The organism is Alcanivorax sp. REN37 (genome assembly GCF_041102775.1).
In the GTDB taxonomy this organism is placed as follows: domain Bacteria; phylum Pseudomonadota; class Gammaproteobacteria; order Pseudomonadales; family Alcanivoracaceae; genus Isoalcanivorax; species Isoalcanivorax beigongshangi.
In genome coordinates, this window is sequence record NZ_JBGCUO010000001.1 from 76,152 (window position 1) to 95,230 (window position 19,079).

General features: G+C 63.2%; 18 protein-coding genes. 7 read left to right on the plus strand and 11 right to left on the minus strand.

Annotated elements, in window-relative coordinates; all coding sequences use genetic code 11:
- Positions 1-56 precede the first annotated feature (56 nt).
- Positions 57-1,961 carry a molecular chaperone HtpG gene (htpG, locus tag AB5I84_RS00355; RefSeq protein ID WP_369453841.1) on the minus strand — a complete coding sequence of 635 codons (1,905 nt, stop codon included), beginning with the start codon at positions 1,959-1,961 and terminating at the stop codon, positions 57-59.
- 118 nt (positions 1,962-2,079) lie between these two features.
- Entirely contained in the window at positions 2,080-3,195 is a 1,116-nt protein-coding gene (locus AB5I84_RS00360) for an alkane 1-monooxygenase (RefSeq protein ID WP_369456045.1), read from the minus strand.
- A 591-nt stretch (positions 3,196-3,786) separates the two neighbouring features.
- On the opposite strand from AB5I84_RS00360, the gene AB5I84_RS00365 reads away from it, so the two are divergent.
- Positions 3,787-4,149: a TolC family protein gene (locus tag AB5I84_RS00365; protein WP_369453842.1), complete on the plus strand. Its 363-nt coding sequence runs from the start codon at positions 3,787-3,789 to the stop codon at positions 4,147-4,149.
- A 32-nt stretch (positions 4,150-4,181) separates the two neighbouring features.
- Here AB5I84_RS00365 and AB5I84_RS00370 read toward each other — a convergent pair whose 3' ends face one another.
- Entirely contained in the window at positions 4,182-4,391 is a 210-nt protein-coding gene (locus tag AB5I84_RS00370; protein ID WP_369453843.1) for a YheV family putative metal-binding protein, read from the minus strand.
- Positions 4,391-6,424, minus strand: a complete 2,034-nt coding sequence (prlC, locus tag AB5I84_RS00375; RefSeq protein ID WP_369453844.1) for an oligopeptidase A — start codon at positions 6,422-6,424, stop codon at positions 4,391-4,393. The genes AB5I84_RS00370 and prlC overlap by 1 nt, the downstream gene beginning before the upstream one ends.
- 94 nt (positions 6,425-6,518) lie before the next feature.
- On the opposite strand from prlC, the gene AB5I84_RS00380 reads away from it, so the two are divergent.
- On the plus strand, positions 6,519-7,055 hold the full coding sequence (locus AB5I84_RS00380; RefSeq protein WP_369453845.1) for a gamma carbonic anhydrase family protein: 537 nt from the start codon (positions 6,519-6,521) through the stop codon (positions 7,053-7,055).
- 9 nt (positions 7,056-7,064) lie between these two features.
- On the opposite strand, the gene AB5I84_RS00385 is transcribed toward AB5I84_RS00380, so the two are convergent.
- From AB5I84_RS00385 to AB5I84_RS00415, 7 genes are all read right to left on the minus strand, one after another.
- Complete coding sequence (locus AB5I84_RS00385) at positions 7,065-8,069, minus strand: lipid A deacylase LpxR family protein (RefSeq protein WP_369453846.1); 1,005 nt, start codon at positions 8,067-8,069, stop codon at positions 7,065-7,067.
- An 87-nt stretch (positions 8,070-8,156) separates the two neighbouring features.
- Entirely contained in the window at positions 8,157-8,960 is an 804-nt protein-coding gene (aroE, locus tag AB5I84_RS00390; protein WP_369453847.1) for a shikimate dehydrogenase, read from the minus strand.
- The gene (hemF, locus tag AB5I84_RS00395) at positions 8,957-9,871 is read right to left on the minus strand and encodes an oxygen-dependent coproporphyrinogen oxidase (protein WP_369453848.1); all 915 of its coding nucleotides are present in this window, start codon (positions 9,869-9,871) and stop codon (positions 8,957-8,959) included. Before hemF ends, aroE begins: the two co-directional genes overlap by 4 nt.
- 35 nt (positions 9,872-9,906) lie before the next feature.
- The gene (gene tsaC / locus AB5I84_RS00400) at positions 9,907-10,407 is read right to left on the minus strand and encodes an L-threonylcarbamoyladenylate synthase type 1 TsaC (protein WP_439650169.1); all 501 of its coding nucleotides are present in this window, start codon (positions 10,405-10,407) and stop codon (positions 9,907-9,909) included.
- Between the two features lie 56 nt (positions 10,408-10,463).
- Entirely contained in the window at positions 10,464-10,973 is a 510-nt protein-coding gene (gene purE, locus AB5I84_RS00405; RefSeq protein WP_369453850.1) for a 5-(carboxyamino)imidazole ribonucleotide mutase, read from the minus strand.
- A 69-nt stretch (positions 10,974-11,042) separates the two neighbouring features.
- Positions 11,043-12,068 (minus strand): DNA-processing protein DprA, encoded by a 1,026-nt coding sequence (gene dprA, locus AB5I84_RS00410; protein WP_369453851.1) that lies wholly within the window; start codon positions 12,066-12,068, stop codon positions 11,043-11,045.
- Between the two features lie 70 nt (positions 12,069-12,138).
- Entirely contained in the window at positions 12,139-13,197 is a 1,059-nt protein-coding gene (locus AB5I84_RS00415) for a LysM peptidoglycan-binding domain-containing protein (protein ID WP_369453852.1), read from the minus strand.
- A gap of 222 nt (positions 13,198-13,419) precedes the next feature.
- Here AB5I84_RS00415 and def point away from each other — a divergent pair, with 222 nt between their 5' ends.
- The 5 genes from def to AB5I84_RS00440 are packed head-to-tail and all read left to right on the plus strand — an operon-like array spanning position 13,420 to position 19,074.
- Positions 13,420-13,926, plus strand: a complete 507-nt coding sequence (gene def, locus AB5I84_RS00420; protein ID WP_369453853.1) for a peptide deformylase — start codon at positions 13,420-13,422, stop codon at positions 13,924-13,926.
- 30 nt (positions 13,927-13,956) lie between these two features.
- A complete protein-coding gene (gene fmt, locus AB5I84_RS00425; protein WP_369453854.1) occupies positions 13,957-14,916 on the plus strand; it encodes a methionyl-tRNA formyltransferase in 960 nt (319 codons plus the stop codon).
- Entirely contained in the window at positions 14,913-16,220 is a 1,308-nt protein-coding gene (gene rsmB, locus AB5I84_RS00430) for a 16S rRNA (cytosine(967)-C(5))-methyltransferase RsmB (protein ID WP_369453855.1), read from the plus strand. Before fmt ends, rsmB begins: the two co-directional genes overlap by 4 nt.
- Before the next feature lie 15 nt (positions 16,221-16,235).
- Positions 16,236-17,609, plus strand: coding sequence for a Trk system potassium transporter TrkA (gene trkA / locus AB5I84_RS00435; RefSeq protein WP_369453856.1), 1,374 nt, complete (start codon positions 16,236-16,238; stop codon positions 17,607-17,609).
- Positions 17,610-17,619: 10 nt separating this feature from the next.
- Entirely contained in the window at positions 17,620-19,074 is a 1,455-nt protein-coding gene (locus AB5I84_RS00440; RefSeq protein ID WP_369453857.1) for a TrkH family potassium uptake protein, read from the plus strand.
- Positions 19,075-19,079 lie beyond the last annotated feature (5 nt).

A 19,079-nucleotide genomic window follows, 5' to 3' on the forward strand; every position in this document is an offset into this window, starting at 1 on the left:
CGCGATTTCTGTTATTCGCAGCATAAAAAAGCCCGGCAATCGCCGGGCTTTTTAGATCACACCAACTGCATCAGCAGCGCATTGATACGCCGCACATAACCGGGCGCATCTTTGAGCGGCTCACCGCTGGCGAGACGCGCCTGTTCGTAAATCACCATCACCAGATCACGGGTGCGGTCTTCGTCCGCCTCCTGGTTCAAGCGCTCCACCAACGGATGCTGCGGGTTGATCTCAAGGATCGGCTTGCTATCCGGCACCTGCTGACCGGCGGCCTCGAGAATGCGGCGCATCTGCGCACCCATATCGTGCTCAGCCACCACCAGACAGGCAGGAGAATCGGTCAACCGGTGAGTGGTGCGCACACTGTCCACGTCCTGCTGCAACAGCTCAGCGATGCGGCCAGTGAGCCCCGCAAAGGCGGTATCGGTGTCCTGCTGGGCCTGCTTTTCTTGCTCATCTTCCAACGCACCAAGATCCAGCGCGCCGCGGGAAATATCTTCCAGATCTTTTTCATCGAAGCGGTTCAGGTAGCCCATGACCCATTCGTCAATGCGGTCAGACAGCAGCAGCACTTCGATGCCTTTCTTGCGGAACACTTCCAAGTGCGGACTCCCAGCCGCATTGGCATGGCTGTCGGAGACCAGGTAGTAAATTTTTTCCTGCCCGTCCTTCATGCGCGCCACATAATCTGCCAACGATACAGTCTGCGCCGCGTCGCCAGTTTCGGTAGAAGCAAAGCGCATCAGCTTGGCCAACGTCTCCTGGTTGGCCATGTCTTCGGTCACGCCTTCCTTGAGTACATTGCCGAATTCGTTCCAGAAGCCTTGGTATTTTTCGGCATCGCCGGACAGCTTTTCCAGCATCCCCAACACCCGCTTGGTGAGCGCTGATTTCAGCGACGCCACCGTGCGGTCGTTCTGCAGGATTTCGCGGGAAACGTTCAACGACAGGTCATTGGTATCGACCACGCCTTTGACGAAACGCAGGTACAACGGCAGGAACTGCTCGGCGTCATCCATGATGAACACCCGTTGCACATACAGCTTGAGGCCACGGGAAGCATCGCGCTGCCACATATCGAACGGCGCTTTGGCTGGAATAAACAGCAGCGAGCTGTAATCAAGCTTGCCTTCCACCCGGTTGTGGCTCCAGCTCAGAGCGTCGTTGAAGTCGTGCGACAGGTGCTTGTAGAACTCTTGGTATTCCTCGTCGCTGACTTCGGACTTATTGCGCGTCCACAGGGCAGTGGCGGCGTTAGCTTGGCTCCAGCCCGGCTCCGCCGGCGGCTCACCGTCCTCGGTTTTAGCGGGCTCATCGCGCATCATCACCGGGATCGCCACGTGGTCGCTGTATTTACGCACCAGCTCTTTCAGCCGCCAGCTGCTGAGGAATTCTTTTTCCTCGTCACGCAGGTGCAGCACGATGCGGGTACCGCGCTGTTCGCCGTGCCAATCGCCCAACTCAAAGGCGCCGTCGCCTTCGCTGGACCAGTACACGCCCTGATCGGCCGCCAAGCCGGCTTTGCGAGTGAATACTTCAACCCGCTCGGCAACGATGAAGGCGCTGTAGAAACCGACACCGAACTGGCCGATCAGGCGCGAATCTTTTTTCTGGTCACCGCTCAGCGATTGGATGAATTCCGCGGTCCCGGAGCGGGCGATGGTGCCAAGATTGGCCACCACGTCGTCACGGCTCATGCCGATGCCGTTGTCGGCGATGGTCAGGGTACCGGCCGCCTCGTCGGTCTCAATACGGATCTGCAGCGTGCCGTCGCCCTCATAGAGGGCAGCGTCCTGCAACGCCAGAAACGACAGCTTGTCAGCAGCGTCGGAGGCATTGGAAATCAATTCGCGCAGGAAAATTTCTTTGTTGGAATACAGCGAATGCACCATCAGGTGCAGCAGCTGTTTCACTTCGGTTTGGAATTCCCGGCGTTCGGTCTGGGGCGTGGTGGCAGTCATGGTGCGAAAAGTCCTCTGTCCCGATCTAAAGCAGAATCTGATCGGACGATAGTGGGGATCGCGGCAGACTTTTCAAGAGAGCCCGGCGCGCGAGCGCGCGCCGGGTATCGCTGGCAGATCAGGCGGTGATGTTGTTGACGCGCTTGGCGGAACGCAGCAGTTGGTCCATCTCGCCTTGGTAATAGGCTTCCACACGCGGATTCACCACCTTGAACCATAGCGGCGGAATCAGCGCCAGCACGTACATGGCCGCATAACCACCCGGCAACTGCGGACTTTCATCGTAGTGGCGCAGCACTTGGTAACGGCGCTTGGCGTAGGCGTGGTGATCGCTATGGCGCTGCAGCTGGAACAGCGCCAAGTTGGTGAGGAAGTAGTTGGAGTTCCAGCTGTGCGCTGGGGTGACGCGCTCGTAGCGGCCGTTTTCCAGCAGCCGGCGGTGCAGGCCGTAGTGCTCGATGTAGTTGATCACTTCCAGCGTGAAGGCCGCGATGAAACTGACGCCGAGGAAGTACAAGGCGCCCGCCCAGCCGAATGCCAGTGCAAACGCCAGCGCGAACAGCGCGGAAATGCCGTACCACCAGATCAATTCATTGCGCCAGCTGAACGGGCTGTGCCCCTTGCGGCGCAGGTGCTGGGCTTCCAAGCGCCAGGCGTTGATGAAGTTGCGGGGGAACGCCTGCAGCAGGAAGGCATAGACGTTCTGCCCATAGCGCGCCGAAGAGGCATCTTCCGGGGTGGATACCGTCACGTGGTGGCCGCGGATGTGCTCCACTTTGAAACCGCCGTAGGTCACCGAGGCGAGCATCAGGCCGCCTGCCCAGTTTTCAATGCGCGGGTCTTTGTGGGTCAACTCGTGGCCGAGGTTAATGGCGATCACGCCACCGGCGGTACCAATGGACACCATCCAGCCCAGTTTCCCGAACCAAGAGTAGTCGTTGTTGAAGAACACCCAGCCGGCATAAAACATGGCGCCAATCCACACCGGCACCATGACCAGAGTAATCACCCGATAGGTGATTTCTTCCGACATGGCCGGGACTTGTTCGGCTTCATCCGGATTGCTGGGGTCTTTGCCAACGATGTAGTCGAGGATGGGAACGAGGCCGAAGATCACCAAATAGATGGCCCAGGCCCAATAGTCCTGAGTGCCGCTGTCGCGGCCGATCATGGCGGAAATCGGCAAGAGTGGCAGCACCCCCAACCAAAAAAGCAGGTACCCCCACTTCTTCATGCGTAAGACAGTATTGGGATCCAAGCGACTGAGCACGGCACACCTCCTAGCTCTAGCGTTGTTATTCTTACATCGGTCAATGTCACGGTTGGAATGTAGCACAACTGCCGGGGGCGGAAACCCTTGCGCCTGGGCGCCGACCATAGCGGAGTAAAAAAGCATTGATTGGCGGCGCTGGAAGGACTGTCGGATAAGGACCATCCATCTGATAAATAAACGATTTATTCTTTTTAAAGTCGCCGAAAACGATCGTTCATTAAAATGTTCGAGCTGTCGGACAAGATCCTTCTCCGCCCCCTCATGACGACCATTTTGGCATCAGGGTTGCCGACCCTGCAGCCGTTCACGGCGGGAAGCGGCTTGGGTTATCGACGATGACATTGCCGTGAAACCAGCCGTTGGAGCCACCGCGGGCGCCAACGGGCTTCCATGGCAGCACCTTCAATCGCTGCGTTTCGGCTTCTGCATGAAACACTGACCAACCGCCTTGCCGCTGATCTCGCTAAGGACAGTGTGGTGCGGCTAATTGGGCACTGCGCCGCAGAGATATCGATCAGCCGCGCGTCGGCGTGCAGGGGTCTGCGAGCGGCGGTGCGCCAGGCACACCACCAATTGGAGCAAGCACGCTCGGAATTGAATGCCGACACCCGCGACCTGCTCAACGAGTTGCGGCGCCAATACAGTCGCGCCACGCGCGGGCAAAACCGCATCGACGCCTATCAAGCCGCGGAGGATTATGCCGTCGCGCTGGTAACGGCCACGCGCCAGAGCGTGCTGGGCGGCGAGCGCATCAATCTGGATCCACTGGATGCCGAGCACCCGCGGTACAGCACTCGGCAGGACCTGCTGCAAGCGCGTCACGACGCCCTGCACGCTTGGCTGCAACTGCGCTATCTGTCCGGTCAGTTACACCACGAGGAGTTAACGCAATTAACCGCCGCTGCAGCCCAATAGCACTGCGCCCGCAGAGCGGGCGCAGGTGGTGTTCATGAACTCTTCGGCGACTTCCAGATCACCGGGCCGGAACTGCTGGCCGGCTCCGGTGGGTGCGCGGCCGGTGGCGGCGCATCCAAATCACGGACCATGTTGCAGGCCACGCATTCCATCCACACTCGGCCGTCATCCTGCACCCGCTGGATGCGGTCCACCGCACCGCATTCCGGGCAACTGGCGCCGGCAATGAAGTGGCGCCGCATCAGGCCGCAATCCCGCTGTGGCGCAGCAGCGCATCCACCGACGGCTCGCGGCCACGGAAGGCTACGAACAGCTCCATCGGCTCACGGCTGCCACCTTGCGCAAGGATATGGCGGCGGAAATCATGGCCGGTCTGCGGATTGAATTCGCCCTCTTCTTCGAAGCGCGAATAGGCATCGGCCGACAACACCTCCGCCCACTTGTAGCTGTAGTAACCGGCCGCATAACCGCCAGCGAAGATGTGTGAGAACGAGTTCTGGAAGCGGTTGAACGCCGGCGGAATGATCGCCGCGACCTCCTCACGCACTTGGTCCAATACCTGCTGGATGCTCAGCTGCTGCGGATTGTCGCCATGGATCAACATGTCGAACAGCGAGAACTCCAACTGCCGCACCATGCCCAGCGCACTCTGGAAGTTCTTCGCCGCCAGCAGCTTGTCGCGCAGGTCGGCCGGCAGCGGTTCGCCGGTTTCGTAGTGGCCGGAGATGCGGCGCAGGCCTTCCTCGGTCCAGCACCAGTTCTCCATGAACTGGCTGGGCAGTTCCACCGCGTCCCAGGCAACGCCGTTGATGCCGGAAATTGACGCATCCTCCTGCTCGGTGAGCATGTGGTGCAGCCCATGGCCAAACTCGTGGAACAGCGTCACCACCTCGTCGTGGGTCAGCAGCCCCGGCTTGCCGCCGGCGGGCGGCGCGAAGTTGCAGGTCAGGTACGCCACCGGCTGCTGCAAGCTGCCGTCCGCGCGGCGACGACGCACCAAGCAGTCGTCCATCCAGGCACCGCCACGCTTGCCGGTGCGGGCGTACAGATCCAAGTAGAAGCTCGCCATCGGCGCGCCATCATCATCCAGCACGTCGTAGAAACGCACGTCGGCATGCCAAGTTTCCACGCCATCACGGGCCCGGATACGGATGCCAAACAGCGTCTGCACGATGTCGAACATGCCGGCAATCACGGTTTCCGCCGGGAACCACGGCCGCAATTCTTCTTCCGACAGGCTATAGCGGGCTTCGCGCAGGCGCTCGCTCCAGAACGCGATATCCCACGGCGCCAGTTCGGTTACGCCCTGCTCAGCAGCAAATGCGCGCAGTTCCGCTAACTCGGTTTCCGCCTGCGGTTTAGCGCGGCGGGCCAGATCACGCAGGAAACCCAATACTTCATCGGTGCTGCGCGCCATTTTGGTGGCGAGCGATTTCTCAGCGTAGCTGCCGAAGCCAAGCAACTGGGCCAATTGCTGGCGTAAAGACAGGATTTCGTCCATCAGCCCGCTGTTGTCGAACTTGCCAGCATCCGGCCCTTGGTCGGAGGCGCGGGTGACGTGGGCGCGGTAGATTTCCTCGCGCAGGCTGCGGTTTCGGGCGTGGCAGATGACCGCGTAGTAGCAGGGGAAGTCCAACGTCAGCAGCCAGCCATCCAGCCCTTGTTCCTTGGCTTTGTCAGCGGCACCGGCCAGTGCCACCTCGGGCACGCCGTCAAGTTCTGCCGCGTCGGTCACCGGGCGCTGCCAGCTTTGGGTGGCGTCCAACACGTTGTCAGAAAAGGTGGAGGTCAGCTCAGACAAACGCTTACTGATGTCCATGTAGCGCGCTTTCTTGTCGGCCGGTAGATCGACGCCAGACAGGTGAAAATCGCGCAGGGTGTTATCGAGCACTTTCTGCCGCGCCGGGGACAGCGCCGCGTAGTCGCCGCTGTCGCGCAGCGATTGGTAAGCGGCGTAGAGCCGGGTGTTCTGGCCCACTTCAGTGCCGTACTCAGACAGCGCCGGCAGACAGGCATTGTAAGCGGCGCGCAAAGCGTCGGTTTGGGCCACACCATTGAGGTGGCCGGCCGGGCCGAAGGCTTTACCGAGCCGTTCGTCTTCCTCATCCAGCGCCAGCACCAGGTTGTCCCAGTCCCACTGGCCGGCGGCCAGCACCTGCTCAATGCGCGCGCGCCCATCAGCGATCAGCTGCTGCACGGCGGGCTCCACGTGCTCGGGGCGGATGGCAGCGAAGGGGGGCAGGCCGGGGTAATCGATCAGCGGATTGCGACTCATGGAACGGACTCTTGGCAGTGATGGCAGACAGCAGGGATATCTGGGTGGACAATGGCGACTTCAAGTCCCCACCGATAAAACAAGGAGCCGCAGCATGGCAGTCCGTTCCTTTGCCGGCAAGACGCCGGCTGTTCCCGCCAGCACCTGGGTGGACCCGTCAGCGCAGGTCATTGGCGCCGTGCAGTTCGGTGAAGATTGCTCGGTCTGGCCGTGCGCGGTGGTGCGCGGCGATATGCAGCGCATCACGCTGGGCAACCGGGTCAGCGTGCAGGACAACGCGGTGCTGCACATCACCCACGACTCCAGTTTCAACCCCGGCGGCTTTGCGCTGCAGGTCGGCGACGACGTAACGCTGGCGCACCAAGTGATGCTGCACGGATGCACCATCGGCAATCGAGTGATGATCGGCATGCAGAGCATCGTCATGGACGGTGCGGTGATCGAGGATGATGTGATCCTCGCTGCCGGCAGTCTGGTGCCGCCGGGCAAGCGGTTGCAGAGCGGCTACCTGTATCGTGGCCGCCCGGCCACTGCCGCGCGCCCACTGACCGATGAGGAGCGCGCGTTTTTGCCTTACGTGGCCGGCAATTACGTCAAGCTGAAGAACCAGTACCGCGCTGAAGCGGAGTAATCCACGGTTTCAAATCCGCCAGGAAAACGACAAGGTGCCGAACGTCATCGCCTCTTTATTCTCGTCTTCCTGGGCGGTGGAAGCGCGCACCGCCAGCGCCATATGGAAATTGCGACTGTGTAGGCCGACGCCCAGCGTCAGCGCACCGACGGCGTCTTTCTTGCGGTAGTTGTAGGGCCCGCCCTTTTCCTCGATATAGGAGTAGGCGACGCCCTGCACCAGCACGCTGGCGAACACATCCCATCCCCAACTCTGGGTCTCCAGCAACCCCGGCAGCCCCAGTGACGGCGACGCGCCGGCATATTCAGGCACGAAATTGCCCGGCAGGTTGCGGCCGATGCGGTAGGAAAAACCGGTTTCCGCATCACTGATGAAACTGTTCAGGCGCGCGCCCACGCCCCAGGTCCACTCATGCTGCAAACCATTGTTGAGCTGGCCGGTGAACAGCCGCCGCACGTGGATGGCGCTGATACCGCCCAGTACATCGGTGCCAAGCTGGTTGTCCCATCCCAGCGGCCGGGTGCTGCCGATCATGTGGTGCACCCAGCGCTGCATCTGACTGGCGCCGGACTCCTTACCCACCACGCCGACGTTGAGCGCGTAGCCGGTCAGCACCCGGTCGCTCCAGGCATAGATGCCCGGCTGCACCGCCAGATAGCCGACGTAAGGCAAGTCATCATAGATCGGCTCACGCGACTCAATGTTTTCCGGCGTAATCATCGCTTGCGAGACGCTGATGCTGAGCGCGTGCTGACGATCGGCACCGCCGATGCCCGGCAGCCATGACAGCGCCGTACGCACATGATTGGTGGCACAGCCTTGATCGCAGCGGGGGTTGCTTTCAGCACTGTCGCCCAGCCAGGACAGGCGCACGCCATTGGTGTAGCCGCGGTCAGAACCGGTGAGGAAATCGTTGTCCCAGGCCAGATTCAACAATCCGGCTTGGGCGGGTACCGCAGCGGCACTCAAGGCCGCCGCGTAGATCCACTGCTTGAAGGTCATGCTGTCCGCCATCGACATCCGGGAGGGAAAAAGCGCCCCGATTCTAGCCACAGACGCGCGCCGGACTGCCAGCGCAGCGCAAAAGGGAGGTAAAACTTGTTACCGGCCGCGCAGTGCGACGCGCACCGGCACCGTATCTGGCTCCCAGCCATGCCACTGCCGGAACGAGGCCGCCGCCTGTTCCACCAGCATGCCGAGGCCGTCTGCCACCGCCGCTCCCTGGCGCTGCGCCCACTGCAAGAACGGTGTCAGCTGGTCGCCGTACACCATGTCGTAGCAACAGCTGTGCTGATCAATGCTGCCGGCCGGCAGCGGCGGCACCGCGCCACTGAGGCTGGCAGCGGTGCCATTGATGACCACATCAAAATGGCCGTGCAGCGCGTCAAAGCCGCCTCCTTGTACCGCCCCACCGAACTCCGCCGCCAAAGCCGTCGCCTTGTCAGCGGTGCGGTTGGCGATCACCAACTGCGCTGGCGCGGCCGCCAACAACGGTTGCAGCACGCCGCGCACCGCACCGCCGGCACCGAGCACCAGCACCCGCGCATCACGCAGTGTCCAGCCGAGATGATCGGTCAGGTCGGTGACCAAGCCGATACCGTCGGTGTTGTCGCCCCACAGTGTGCCGTCCTGCTGCCACAAGGTGTTCACCGCGCCGGCGCTGCGCGCGCGCTCGGTGAGTTGGCCACACAGCCGGAACGCCTGCTCCTTGAACGGCACCGTGACATTGGCGCCAGCACCGCGGTCGGCAAAGAACGCCGCCACAGCGCCGGCAAAGTCGTCCAATGGTGCTTCAATGCGTTGGTAATCCAAGGCCTCGCCGCGCTGGGCCGCAAACGCCTGGTGGATCGCCGGCGAACGGGAGTGGGCAATCGGGTTGCCGAATACCGCGTAACGGCTGCTCACGGCGCCAGCCAATCGCGGTGTGGCAGGAATTCCTCGTACAGCCGCGCTTCGGCGGAACCCGGCTCCGGCGCCCAGTTGTAGTCCCAACGCACCAGCGGTGGCAGCGACATCAGGATCGATTCGGTGCGGCCACCGGACTGCAGACCAAACAGGGTGCCGCGATCGAACACCAGGTTAAATTCCACATAACGGCCACGGCGATAGAGCTGGAACTGGCGCTCACGGTCACCGTAGGGAGTGTCCTTGCGGCGCGCCATGATCGGCCGGTAGGCCTTCACGTAGGCATCACCGATGCTGCGCATCAGCGCGAAGCTCTGTTCGAAGCCCAGTTCGTTCAGATCGTCGAAGAACAATCCGCCGACACCGCGCGATTCGTTGCGGTGACGCAGGAAGAAGTATTCATCGCACCAGCGCTTGAAACGCGGATAGACCTCGGCGCCGAACGGATCACAGGCGTCCTTGGCCACCTGGTGCCAGTGGCGCACGTCGTCTTCGTTGCCGTAGAACGGGGTCAAATCGAAGCCGCCACCGAACCACCACACCGGCTGCTCACCGTCCTTTTCCGCCACGAATAGGCGCACATTGGCGTGGCTGGTAGGAACGTGGGGGTTGTGCGGGTGGATCACTAGTGACACGCCCATGGCCTGGAAGCTGCGGCCGGCCAGCTCCGGGCGCGCGGCCGTGGCCGACGGCGGCAGGCCGGGACCGAACACGTGGGAAAAGTTGACCCCGCCTTTCTCGATCACGGCGCCTTCAGTGAGCACCCGGCTGCGGCCACCGCCGCCTTCCGGACGCTGCCAGGCATCCTCGACAAACACGGCGGATCCATCCTCCGCTTCCAACTGGCGGCAGATATCGTCCTGCAACCCGAGCAGGTACGCCTTGACGGCGTCGACGTCGATCGAAGTCATGGTGGGGCATCCCGAACAACAGGTGGACCGACGCCTTAGGAACGCAGTACCGCGCCGGTATGAAGGTCGACAATAGTAGAGGGTTTTGCGGTCGAATCACATTCACCGCCGAGCACTGCATCGAGCCCGTCACCGAGTTGCTGCAAAACGCTGTCAGCATCGCGCAGCGACGGCTGACCCGCCAAATTGGCACTGGTAGACACCAACGGCGTGCCCGCGGCTAGGGCCAGCTCTCGCGCCAACGGATGGCCGCTAACCCGCACCGCTACCGTGGTGTGGGCGCCACGCACCCAGGCCGGCACCCGTGCGCTGGCCGGCACCACCCAGGACACTGGTCCCGGCCAGCGGGCTGCCATGCGCGCCTGTTCGGCCGTACTGACATCAATGAAAGGAAGCAACTGCTCAACGCTGCCGGCGAGTAGGATCAGGCCTTTCTCTACTGGGCGCTGCTTGAGGGCAAGGATGCGCAACACCGCAGCCTCGCAAAGAGGGTCACAACCGAGGCCGTAAACGGCCTCGGTTGGATACGCCACCACGCCCCCGTCCCGCACCCAACGGGCAACGGACGGCAACGTGGCAACGCGCAACCGGCTCACTTACCGGCGAGCTTAGCCTGCAACGCGGCGTCCTTGGCTTCCACCGCGCGGGCGTTTTCTTCGCGGTCGTCCTTCAGGCGCTGGTACAGGCTCGGATCAGCAAGCGACATCATTTGCGCGGCCAGGTAGGCGGCGTTCTTGGCACCGGCCTTGCCGATCGCCACCGTGGCCACCGGAATACCGCCCGGCATCATCACCGTGGACAGCAGCGCATCCTCACCGCTCAGCGGACCGGTTTCCACCGGAATGCCGATCACCGGACGCACCGTGGCGGCCGCCACAGCACCCGCGAGGTGGGCCGCCAAACCAGCGGCGCAGATGAACACTTGGCAGCCACGCGCTTCGGCGTCTTTGACGAATTCGTGGGTGCGCACTGGGGTGCGGTGGGCTGATGTCACTCGCGCTTCCACGCGAATACCCAGTCCATTGAGAGTGTCCAGCGTCGTCTGTACCTGCGGCAGGTCAGAATCGGATCCCATCAGGACCGCAACGAAGGGCGTGCTCATGTGAAGCCTCGTGGTTTCTGTTGGCAATTGGGGGGTGCAAAGTACCGGAGCGCTGGTCCCTGCACAAGCCTAGAAAATGCGCTGATAACGGCCCGTTGAACGGCGCACGCGGCCGGCCAGCTCCTGCTCCAACAACGCATCGGCCAGCGCCGCTTCGCCGTCTTGCCACACCGCCAGCAACTGATCGAAATCCCGAGGGCCTTCCGCCAGCAATGCCAGCACCCCGGTGTCCGTTTCCAACAGCGAGCTGGCGCCAGCGGCAAGCTGTTGAAAGTCCGGTAGTTCTGCGGCGATGTCGTCCAGCGACTCGAGCAACACCGCTCCCTCCCGCAGCAGCTGGTGGGGGCCAGCACTGAGCGGCGCGCCTGGCACCCCCGGCACCGCAAACACGGTGCGGCCCTGCTGGGCGGCATGACGGGCGGTGACCAGCGAGCCGGACGCCCGCAGAGCTTGGACCACCACCACACCTAGCGACAGCGCGCTAATCAGCCGGTTGCGCAGCGGGAAATGGTGCCGCAGTGGCCGCACACCCGGCGGGAACTCGGTCACTAGTGCGCCGCCGCGCTCCACCAGCTGGCGCGCCAAAGCCTGATGCTCGCGCGGATAAATTTGCTGGGGACCGGATGCCATCAGCGCCACCGTGGTGCCGCCAGCGGCCAGCGCTCCTTGGTGAGCAGCGCCATCAATGCCACGGGCCAGCCCACTGGTGACGGTAAACCCGGCTGCCGCCAGCCCGGCGGCCAGCTCACGTGCCCAACGCAGACCATCTGGGCTGGCACTGCGGGCCCCCACTATTGCCAACTGCGGCTGCGACAGCGCTTGGAGGTTGCCTTGCACGAACAGCATCCCCGGCGCATCCGGCAAGCTATGCAGCAACTCGGGGTAGCCTGCATCAGTGGAGAGCATCAGTTGCCAGCCGTGGCGCGCCAGCCACGGGCGCCAGCGCGCCACCTCGGCAGACGGATCGCCACTCAGCCCCCAGTCAGCACGCGCCAGCCAAGCGGCGGCGGGGTCGGGATGGGCCGCCAACAGGCGGTACAGCAACGGCGGGTTGTGCTGGCACAGCAGCGTTAGGGCGAGGGCAGGGTGGTCCATGACAGCATCCGTAACCGGCCAATGGGCCAGCGGGACGCAAGCGGGGCGGGCGGGCCTGCCCCGGCGGGCGTTAATCGACGGTGGGACTGCGCACCAGATCCTGCACATAGATGGCGCGGGTGGATTCGATAATCAGCGCATAGGACGCCTTCTCGAACGCCCGGAACACCACCAAGGTGCCGGCCTTCACATCCGGCAGCTGCAGCATTTCTCCACGGTTGCGGTCACGCACCTGTTCTCCCCGCTGGAAGACTTCCAGTACGTTACCTTCCTGCACGCCATCGCGGGTGCCACGGTTGAGCACCACTACGTCATGGCGGGCGGCGCTGTTGAGGCGGCCGAACACCTGCAGCACGTTGCCGTCCTGCATGTTGTCAGGCGCAGAGGGGTAATAGATTGATTGCTGGCGGTGTTCTGGGCTCAGCAAAATCCGATCATTCGCACGCAGATCTTCGTTAGCGGCGGTCACCCGGAAGGTCACAAGTTCCCCATCCTGAGCGGTGACACGCATGGTACCGATGCGCACTGCGCCATAACCCAGCACTTCACGGGTAGTGGCGTCGATGTAAGGCTGGCCGACCCGGTAAACACCGTAATCCGGCGCCAGATCCTGCCACTTGTTCACCGGATCACGGCCGTAGACGGTGTCGTTGGAGCCGTAAATCACCCGGCGGTCGGTGCCGCCAACCAGGTAGGGGGCGTTATCGACGTCTTCTTTGGACAGGATCAGCGCTTCGCGCAGGAAACTCTGGATGCTGGACAGCGGAATCGCTGGGATCGCGGACGACAGCGGCAACTCGCGCACCTGCGGCGACAGCCGCTCGTCCCCCGGTGACAACGCCACCACCCGGCTTATGTCGAGCTGCGGCTGGCCATTGATGTAGACCAGATGCAGCACGTCACCCGGGTAGATTAGGTGCGGGTTGTCGATGTGCGGATTCTGGTGCCACAGCGCCGGCCACTGCCACGGATTGCGCAGGAAAGCGTTGGAAATATCCCAGAGCGTATCGCCCTTTTTGACGTGGTACTCCTGCGGCGGGTCGCTACGCAGCGCCACATCCGCACCCACCCACCCTGCAAAACCCAGCAGAACGCCGCAGGACAGCGCCCGCAGCAGTGATTTCATCATTGCCGGAATCCCCTTATCATGACTGCCATGTTCGCGACCAGGCGACTGGTCGGCCCCCGATTGGCTGGCACCTTTGCATGCCAGGTGTTGCTTGAGATGGATGAGCCCCTTTTGTCGTATTCTTCGGATACGATTTTCGGCTGATACTAGCAACCCGGTCCGGGCGTTTTCAACCCGCTTCCCGGCCCCCCCGGGCCTGGCAGCTGACCTGCGGAACCCATCATGGCTGTACTGGACATCCTCGAATTCCCTGATCCTCGCCTGCGCACGGTAGCAAAGCCGGTGGAAAAGGTGGATGACGAGCTTCGCAAACTGATTGATGACATGTTCGAGACCATGTACGACGCCTCAGGCATTGGACTGGCCGCCACTCAGGTGAATGTGCATCAGCAAGTGATCGTTATCGACGTGTCGGAAGAGCGCAACGAGCCGCTGCATTTCATTAATCCGCAGCTGCTGCCGCTCACCGAGGACCTGCAACGCTACGACGAAGGCTGTCTGTCGGTGCCCGGCTTCTACGAAACCGTGGAGCGCCCATCGCGGGTACGGGTGCGTGCCCTTAATCGCGATGGCGACGCCTTCGAGATGGATTGCGAGGGCCTGCTCGCAATCTGCATCCAGCACGAAGTCGATCATTTGGCCGGCAAGCTGTTCGTCGACCACATCTCGCGGCTCAAGCGCGACCGCATCAAGAAGAAGATCGAGAAAGTCCAGCGTACCCGCGCCTGACACGCCCACTCCTGCTTCCCGAGGTTCCCCGTGACGCCCTTGCGTATTGTGTTCGCCGGCACGCCGGATTTTGCCGCGCTCAGCCTGGCGGCGCTGCTGGCCAGTCGCCACCAGGTGGTGGCGGTGCTGACCCAGCCCGACCGCCCCGCCGGCCGTGGCCGCACCCTGACCCCCAGTGACGTCAAGGTGCTGGCCGAACAACACCAGCTACCCGTGCTGCAACCGACCACCCTGCGCGACGCAGACATTGGTGCCCAGCTCGCCAGTTTTGATGCTGATGTAATGGTGGTGGTGGCCTACGGCCTGCTGATCCCACAGGCGATCCTCGATTTACCGCGCCATGGCTGCATCAACGTGCACGGCTCGCTGCTGCCGCGCTGGCGCGGCGCCGCGCCGGTGCACCGCGCCATTGCCGCTGGCGACGACGAAAGTGGCGTCACCATCATGCAGATGGAAGCCGGGCTCGATACCGGCCCGATGCTGCACAAGGTCGCCACGCCGATCACCGCCTCCGACACCGGCGGCAGCCTCTACCAACGCATCGCTGAGCTCGGCGCCGCTGCGCTGGTGACGGTGCTGGATGATCTAGCCCAATTCCAAGTCGGCGCCGAAGTGCAGCCGGAGCAGGGCGTCAGCTACGCCCACAAACTCGGCAAGCAAGAAGCGGAGCTGGATTGGCAGCAGGACGCCGAGCAGCTGGCCCGCACCGTGCGCGCCTTCAATCCGTGGCCGGTGGCGCAAGTGCCGTTCGGTGACCAGCGACTGCGAGTGTGGCAGGCCCATGCAGGACCAGGCAGCGGTGCCCCCGGCACGCTGCTGAGCGTCTCGCCGGACTCTCTAGAAGTCGCTTGCGGCCAAGGCAGCCTGCACATCACTGAGGCCCAGCTGCCTGGCAAAAAAGCGCAGCCAGTCAAAGACCTGCTGAGCGGCCGTGCCCACTTGCTGCGCCCCGGCCAGTTGCTGGCTGACGGCTTCGGCAGCGCCTCATGAGCAAGAGTCCCCGCCAATTGGCGGTTCAAGCGCTGGCCGAGGTGCTGCCCGCCGAAGGCGGTGGCCGCAGCCTGCGCGAAGTGCTGGCACGCCCCCGCGGTGAGCTAAGCGCCGGCGATCGCGGCTTGTTTGTCGATCTGTGCTACGGCGTTTGCCGCCATCGGCGCCTGCTCGATCATTGGTTGTCGGCGCAGCTGCAAAAACCGCTACGCGCCAGTGCGCAACCGGTGCGATTGGCGCTCTGGTGTGCGCTCTATGAACTGTGGTTCAGCGCCCGTCCCGCCCACGCGGTGGTGAATGCTTACCCGGACCTGATGCGCCAACTGAAAGCGCCCTGGGCCGCCGGGCTGGCCAACGCACTACTGCGCAAAGCCACCCGCGAGGACATCAACGCATTGCAAGCCAGTCTGCCTACTGCAGTGGCGCAATCGCTGCCGGATTGGCTGTGGCAGCAATTGCAGCGCGACTGGGGTGAGCAGGCGCCGGCGCTGGCCGCCGCGTCGTTGCTGCCAGCACCGCTGACACTGCGGGTCAATCGCCAACAACACAGCCGCGAGCAAGCCTTGCTAACGTTGGCCGCCGCCGGGCTACCCGCCAGCGCCAGCAGCGTTGCGCCCTTTGCCGTCACGCTGCACAACGCGGTGCCGGTGCACGACATCCCCGGTTTCACCGAGGGCGCCTTTTCGGTGCAGGACGCGGTGGCGCAAAACCCGGTGGAATGGCTGGACATGGCCCCGCAAGGCCGAGTGCTGGACGCCTGCGCCGCCCCCGGCGGCAAGACTGGCCAACTGCTGGAACGTTTCCCTGATGCCGAGGTGGTAGCGCTGGATGTGGATCCCCAGCGCCTGGCGCGGGTCCAGGAAAACCTCGACCGCATTGGCCTCAAGGCACAGTTGCAGTCGGGCGATGCCGCCGATCCCAGCCAGTGGTGGGATGGCCAGCTGTTCGATGCCGTGCTGCTCGATGCCCCCTGCACCGCCACCGGCATCCTGCGCCGCCAGCCAGATGTAAAGTGGCACCGGCGCGCCAGCGATGTGCCCGAGCTGGTTGGTTTACAGGCCCGGATGCTGGATGCAATATGGCCGCTGATCCGCCCGGGCGGCTGTCTGGTCTATGCCACCTGTTCGGTGCTGGACGCAGAAAATGCCGACCAGATGGCGGCCTTCCTGGCCCGCACCCCGGATGCCCGCGCAGATTCGCCGGGCAGTGGTGGTAGCATCGGCCAGCAATGGGCGCCCACCACCCAGGACGAGGACCGGAACCACGATGGGTTCTATTGCGCACGGTTGCGAAAACAGCTCTGACACGGGTGAGCGGCGTTGAAAATCATCATTCTCGGCGCCGGCCAAGTCGGCGCCACACTGGCGGAAAACCTGTCCGGTGAGCGCAATGACATCACCGTGGTGGACACCGACAGTGACCGCCTGCGCGAACTGAGCGACCGGGTCGACCTGCGCACTGTGACCGGGCGCGGTTCGTTCCCGGCGGTGCTGAGCCAGGCCGGCGCCGAAGATGCTGACATGCTGATTGCCGTCACCAGCAGTGACGAGGTCAACATGATCGCCTGCCAGGTGGCCTACACGCTGTTCCGCATTCCCACCAAGATCGCCCGCATCCGCGCCACCAGCTACTTGATGCACGAGAAGCTGTTCCACCCGGAAGCGCTGCCGATCGACGTCATCATCAGCCCCGAGCAGGTGGTAACCGATTACATCCGCCGTCTGATAGATCTGCCCGGTGCGCTGCAAGTGGTGAACTTTGCCGGTGGCCGCGTGCAGCTGGTGGCGGTGCGCGCCTATTACGGCGGCCCGCTGGTGGGCCAAGCGCTGCGCGCACTGCGCCAGCACATGCCGAACGTGGACACCCGCGTGGCGGCGATCTTCCGCAAGAACCGGGCACTGCAGCCGGAAGGCGACACCGTGATCGAGGCCGATGACGAAGTGTTCTTCATTGCCGCCCGCAACGACATCCGCGCGGTGATGAGCGAGCTGCGGCGGCTGGAGCACAACTACAAACGGGTGATCATCGCCGGCGGCGGCAACATCGGCTACCGGCTGGCGCAGAGCATGGAACACCGCTACCGGGTCAAACTGCTGGAGCGCAACAGCGCCCGCTGCACCTGGCTGGCCGAGCACCTGTCACGCACGGTGGTGATGTCCGGCCACGCCACCGACCGTGACCAACTGATCAAAGCCAACATCGAAAACGCCGATGTGTTCTGCGCCCTGACCAACGATGATGAGGCCAACATCATGTCGTCGATGCTGGCCAAGCGTCTCGGCGCCCGCAAGGTGATGACGCTGATCAGCAACCCCGCCTATGTGGACCTGGTGCAGGGCCACGACATCGACATCGCCATCTCGCCACAGCAGGCCACCATCGGCAATTTGCTCGCGCACGTGCGGCGCGGGGACGTGGTAAGTGTTCACTCTCTGCGCCGCGGCGCGGCCGAGGCGATCGAAGCCATCGCCCGGGGCGACGCCCGCAGCTCCAAAGTGGTGGGCCGTCGCGTCGATCAAATTGACCTGCCGGAAGGCACCACCATCGGCGCCGTGGTGCGCGGCGAAACGGTGCTGATCGCCCACGATGATGTAGTGATCGAACAGAACGACCACGTGATCATGTTCTTGATGGACCGGCGCCGCATCATCGATGTGGAAAAACTGTTCCAGGTCGGTCTGACCTTCTTCTGAGGCTGCGGCCATGCATTTCGCCCTGATCACCAAGATCCTCGGCATCCTGTTGATGGTGTTCAGCTTCACCATGGTGCCGCCGGTGGTGGTGGCCTACCTGTTCCATGATGGCAGCGAAATGGCGTTCCTGCGCTCGTTCGCCAGCATCTTTTGCCTCGGGCTGGTGCTGTGGCTGCCGGTGTGGCGTGAACGCGCCGAACTGCAAACCCGCGACGGTTTCCTGGTGGTAACGCTGTTCTGGACGGTGCTGGGTACGGTCGGGAGCCTGCCGTTTTTACTCAATCCGGCGCTCGACCTGAGCATTACCGACGCCGTGTTCGAGTCAATTTCCGGCCTCACCACCACTGGCGGCACCGTGCTCACCGGCCTTGACCAATTGCCGAAGTCACTGCTGTTCTACCGCCAGCAACTGCAGTGGCTGGGCGGCATGGGCATCATCGTGCTGGCGATCGCGATTCTGCCGATGCTGGGCGTCGGCGGCATGCAGCTGTACAAGGCCGAAATCCCCGGGCCGATGAAAGACGCCAAGTTGACGCCGCGCATCGCCGAAACTGCCAAGACGCTGTGGTTCATCTACTTGGTGTTCACCATCTGCTGCGCACTGTTGTTCCGCTGGGGCGGCATGAGCTGGTTCGACGCCATCGCCCACAGCTTCAGTACCGTTTCCACCGGCGGTTTTTCCACCCACGACGCCAGCATGGGCTACTACGACAGTGCGCTGCTGGACATGATCGCGGCGTTCTTCATCTTCCTCGGTGCGCTCAGCTTCGCGCTGCACTTTGCCGTATTCCGTGGCAAGAACCCGCTGACCTACTGGCGCGATCCGGAATTCCGCTTCTTCGTCACGCTGATCGTTCTCTACGTCAGCATTGTGTCGATCGGCCTGTTCCTTGAGCAGCGTTACGACGGTGATCCGCTCACCATCCTGCGCCACTCGGTGTTCCAAGTGATGTCGTTCAGCACCGGCACCGGGCTGACCAGTACCGACATGGTGAGCTGGCCCAATGCGGTGCTGTACACACTGGCGCTGACCAGTTTCATCGGCGGCTGTGCCGGCTCCACCGGCGGCGGCATGAAGGTGGTGCGGGTGGCGCTAGTGTTCCACCACAGCCTGCGCGAGCTGCGTCGGCTGATTTATCCCACCGGCGTGTTTGCCGTGCGGTTCGGCCACCGCGCCGCGGATGACCGGGTGTTGCAGGCGGTATGGGGCTTTGTCGGCGTCTACATCATGCTGTCGGTGGCGCTGACGCTGGCGTTCTCGATGACCGGCATGGATCTTGGTTCGGCGCTCGCCACCACCGCCGCATCGCTCAACAACGTCGGCCAGGGTTTCGGTGATGTCGGCAGCGGCTTCAGCCATCTGTCCAACGGCGCCAAGTGGATCATGTGTGTGGCGATGCTGGCCGGCCGACTGGAAGTATTCACGCTGCTGGTGCTGTTCACGCCGTTGTTCTGGCGTCAGTGACAGCG

What these genes read in the sequence shown, in the direction of transcription:
- rsmB (WP_369453855.1), top strand. Translation starts at nt 14,913, where the DNA reads ATGAGCAAGAGTCCCCGCCAATTGGCGGTTCAAGCGCTGGCCGAGGTG.
- AB5I84_RS00415 (WP_369453852.1), bottom strand. Translation starts at nt 13,197, where the DNA reads ATGATGAAATCACTGCTGCGGGCGCTGTCCTGCGGCGTTCTGCTGGGT.
- purE (WP_369453850.1), bottom strand. Translation starts at nt 10,973, where the DNA reads ATGAGCACGCCCTTCGTTGCGGTCCTGATGGGATCCGATTCTGACCTG.
- def (WP_369453853.1), top strand. Translation starts at nt 13,420, where the DNA reads ATGGCTGTACTGGACATCCTCGAATTCCCTGATCCTCGCCTGCGCACG.
- AB5I84_RS00370 (WP_369453843.1), bottom strand. Translation starts at nt 4,391, where the DNA reads ATGCGGCGCCACTTCATTGCCGGCGCCAGTTGCCCGGAATGCGGTGCG.
- prlC (WP_369453844.1), bottom strand. Translation starts at nt 6,424, where the DNA reads ATGAGTCGCAATCCGCTGATCGATTACCCCGGCCTGCCCCCCTTCGCT.
- hemF (WP_369453848.1), bottom strand. Translation starts at nt 9,871, where the DNA reads ATGACTTCGATCGACGTCGACGCCGTCAAGGCGTACCTGCTCGGGTTG.
- AB5I84_RS00360 (WP_369456045.1), bottom strand. Translation starts at nt 3,195, where the DNA reads ATGAAGAAGTGGGGGTACCTGCTTTTTTGGTTGGGGGTGCTGCCACTC.
- dprA (WP_369453851.1), bottom strand. Translation starts at nt 12,068, where the DNA reads ATGGACCACCCTGCCCTCGCCCTAACGCTGCTGTGCCAGCACAACCCG.
- AB5I84_RS00380 (WP_369453845.1), top strand. Translation starts at nt 6,519, where the DNA reads ATGGCAGTCCGTTCCTTTGCCGGCAAGACGCCGGCTGTTCCCGCCAGC.
- AB5I84_RS00440 (WP_369453857.1), top strand. Translation starts at nt 17,620, where the DNA reads ATGCATTTCGCCCTGATCACCAAGATCCTCGGCATCCTGTTGATGGTG.
- htpG (WP_369453841.1), bottom strand. Translation starts at nt 1,961, where the DNA reads ATGACTGCCACCACGCCCCAGACCGAACGCCGGGAATTCCAAACCGAA.
- AB5I84_RS00385 (WP_369453846.1), bottom strand. Translation starts at nt 8,069, where the DNA reads ATGGCGGACAGCATGACCTTCAAGCAGTGGATCTACGCGGCGGCCTTG.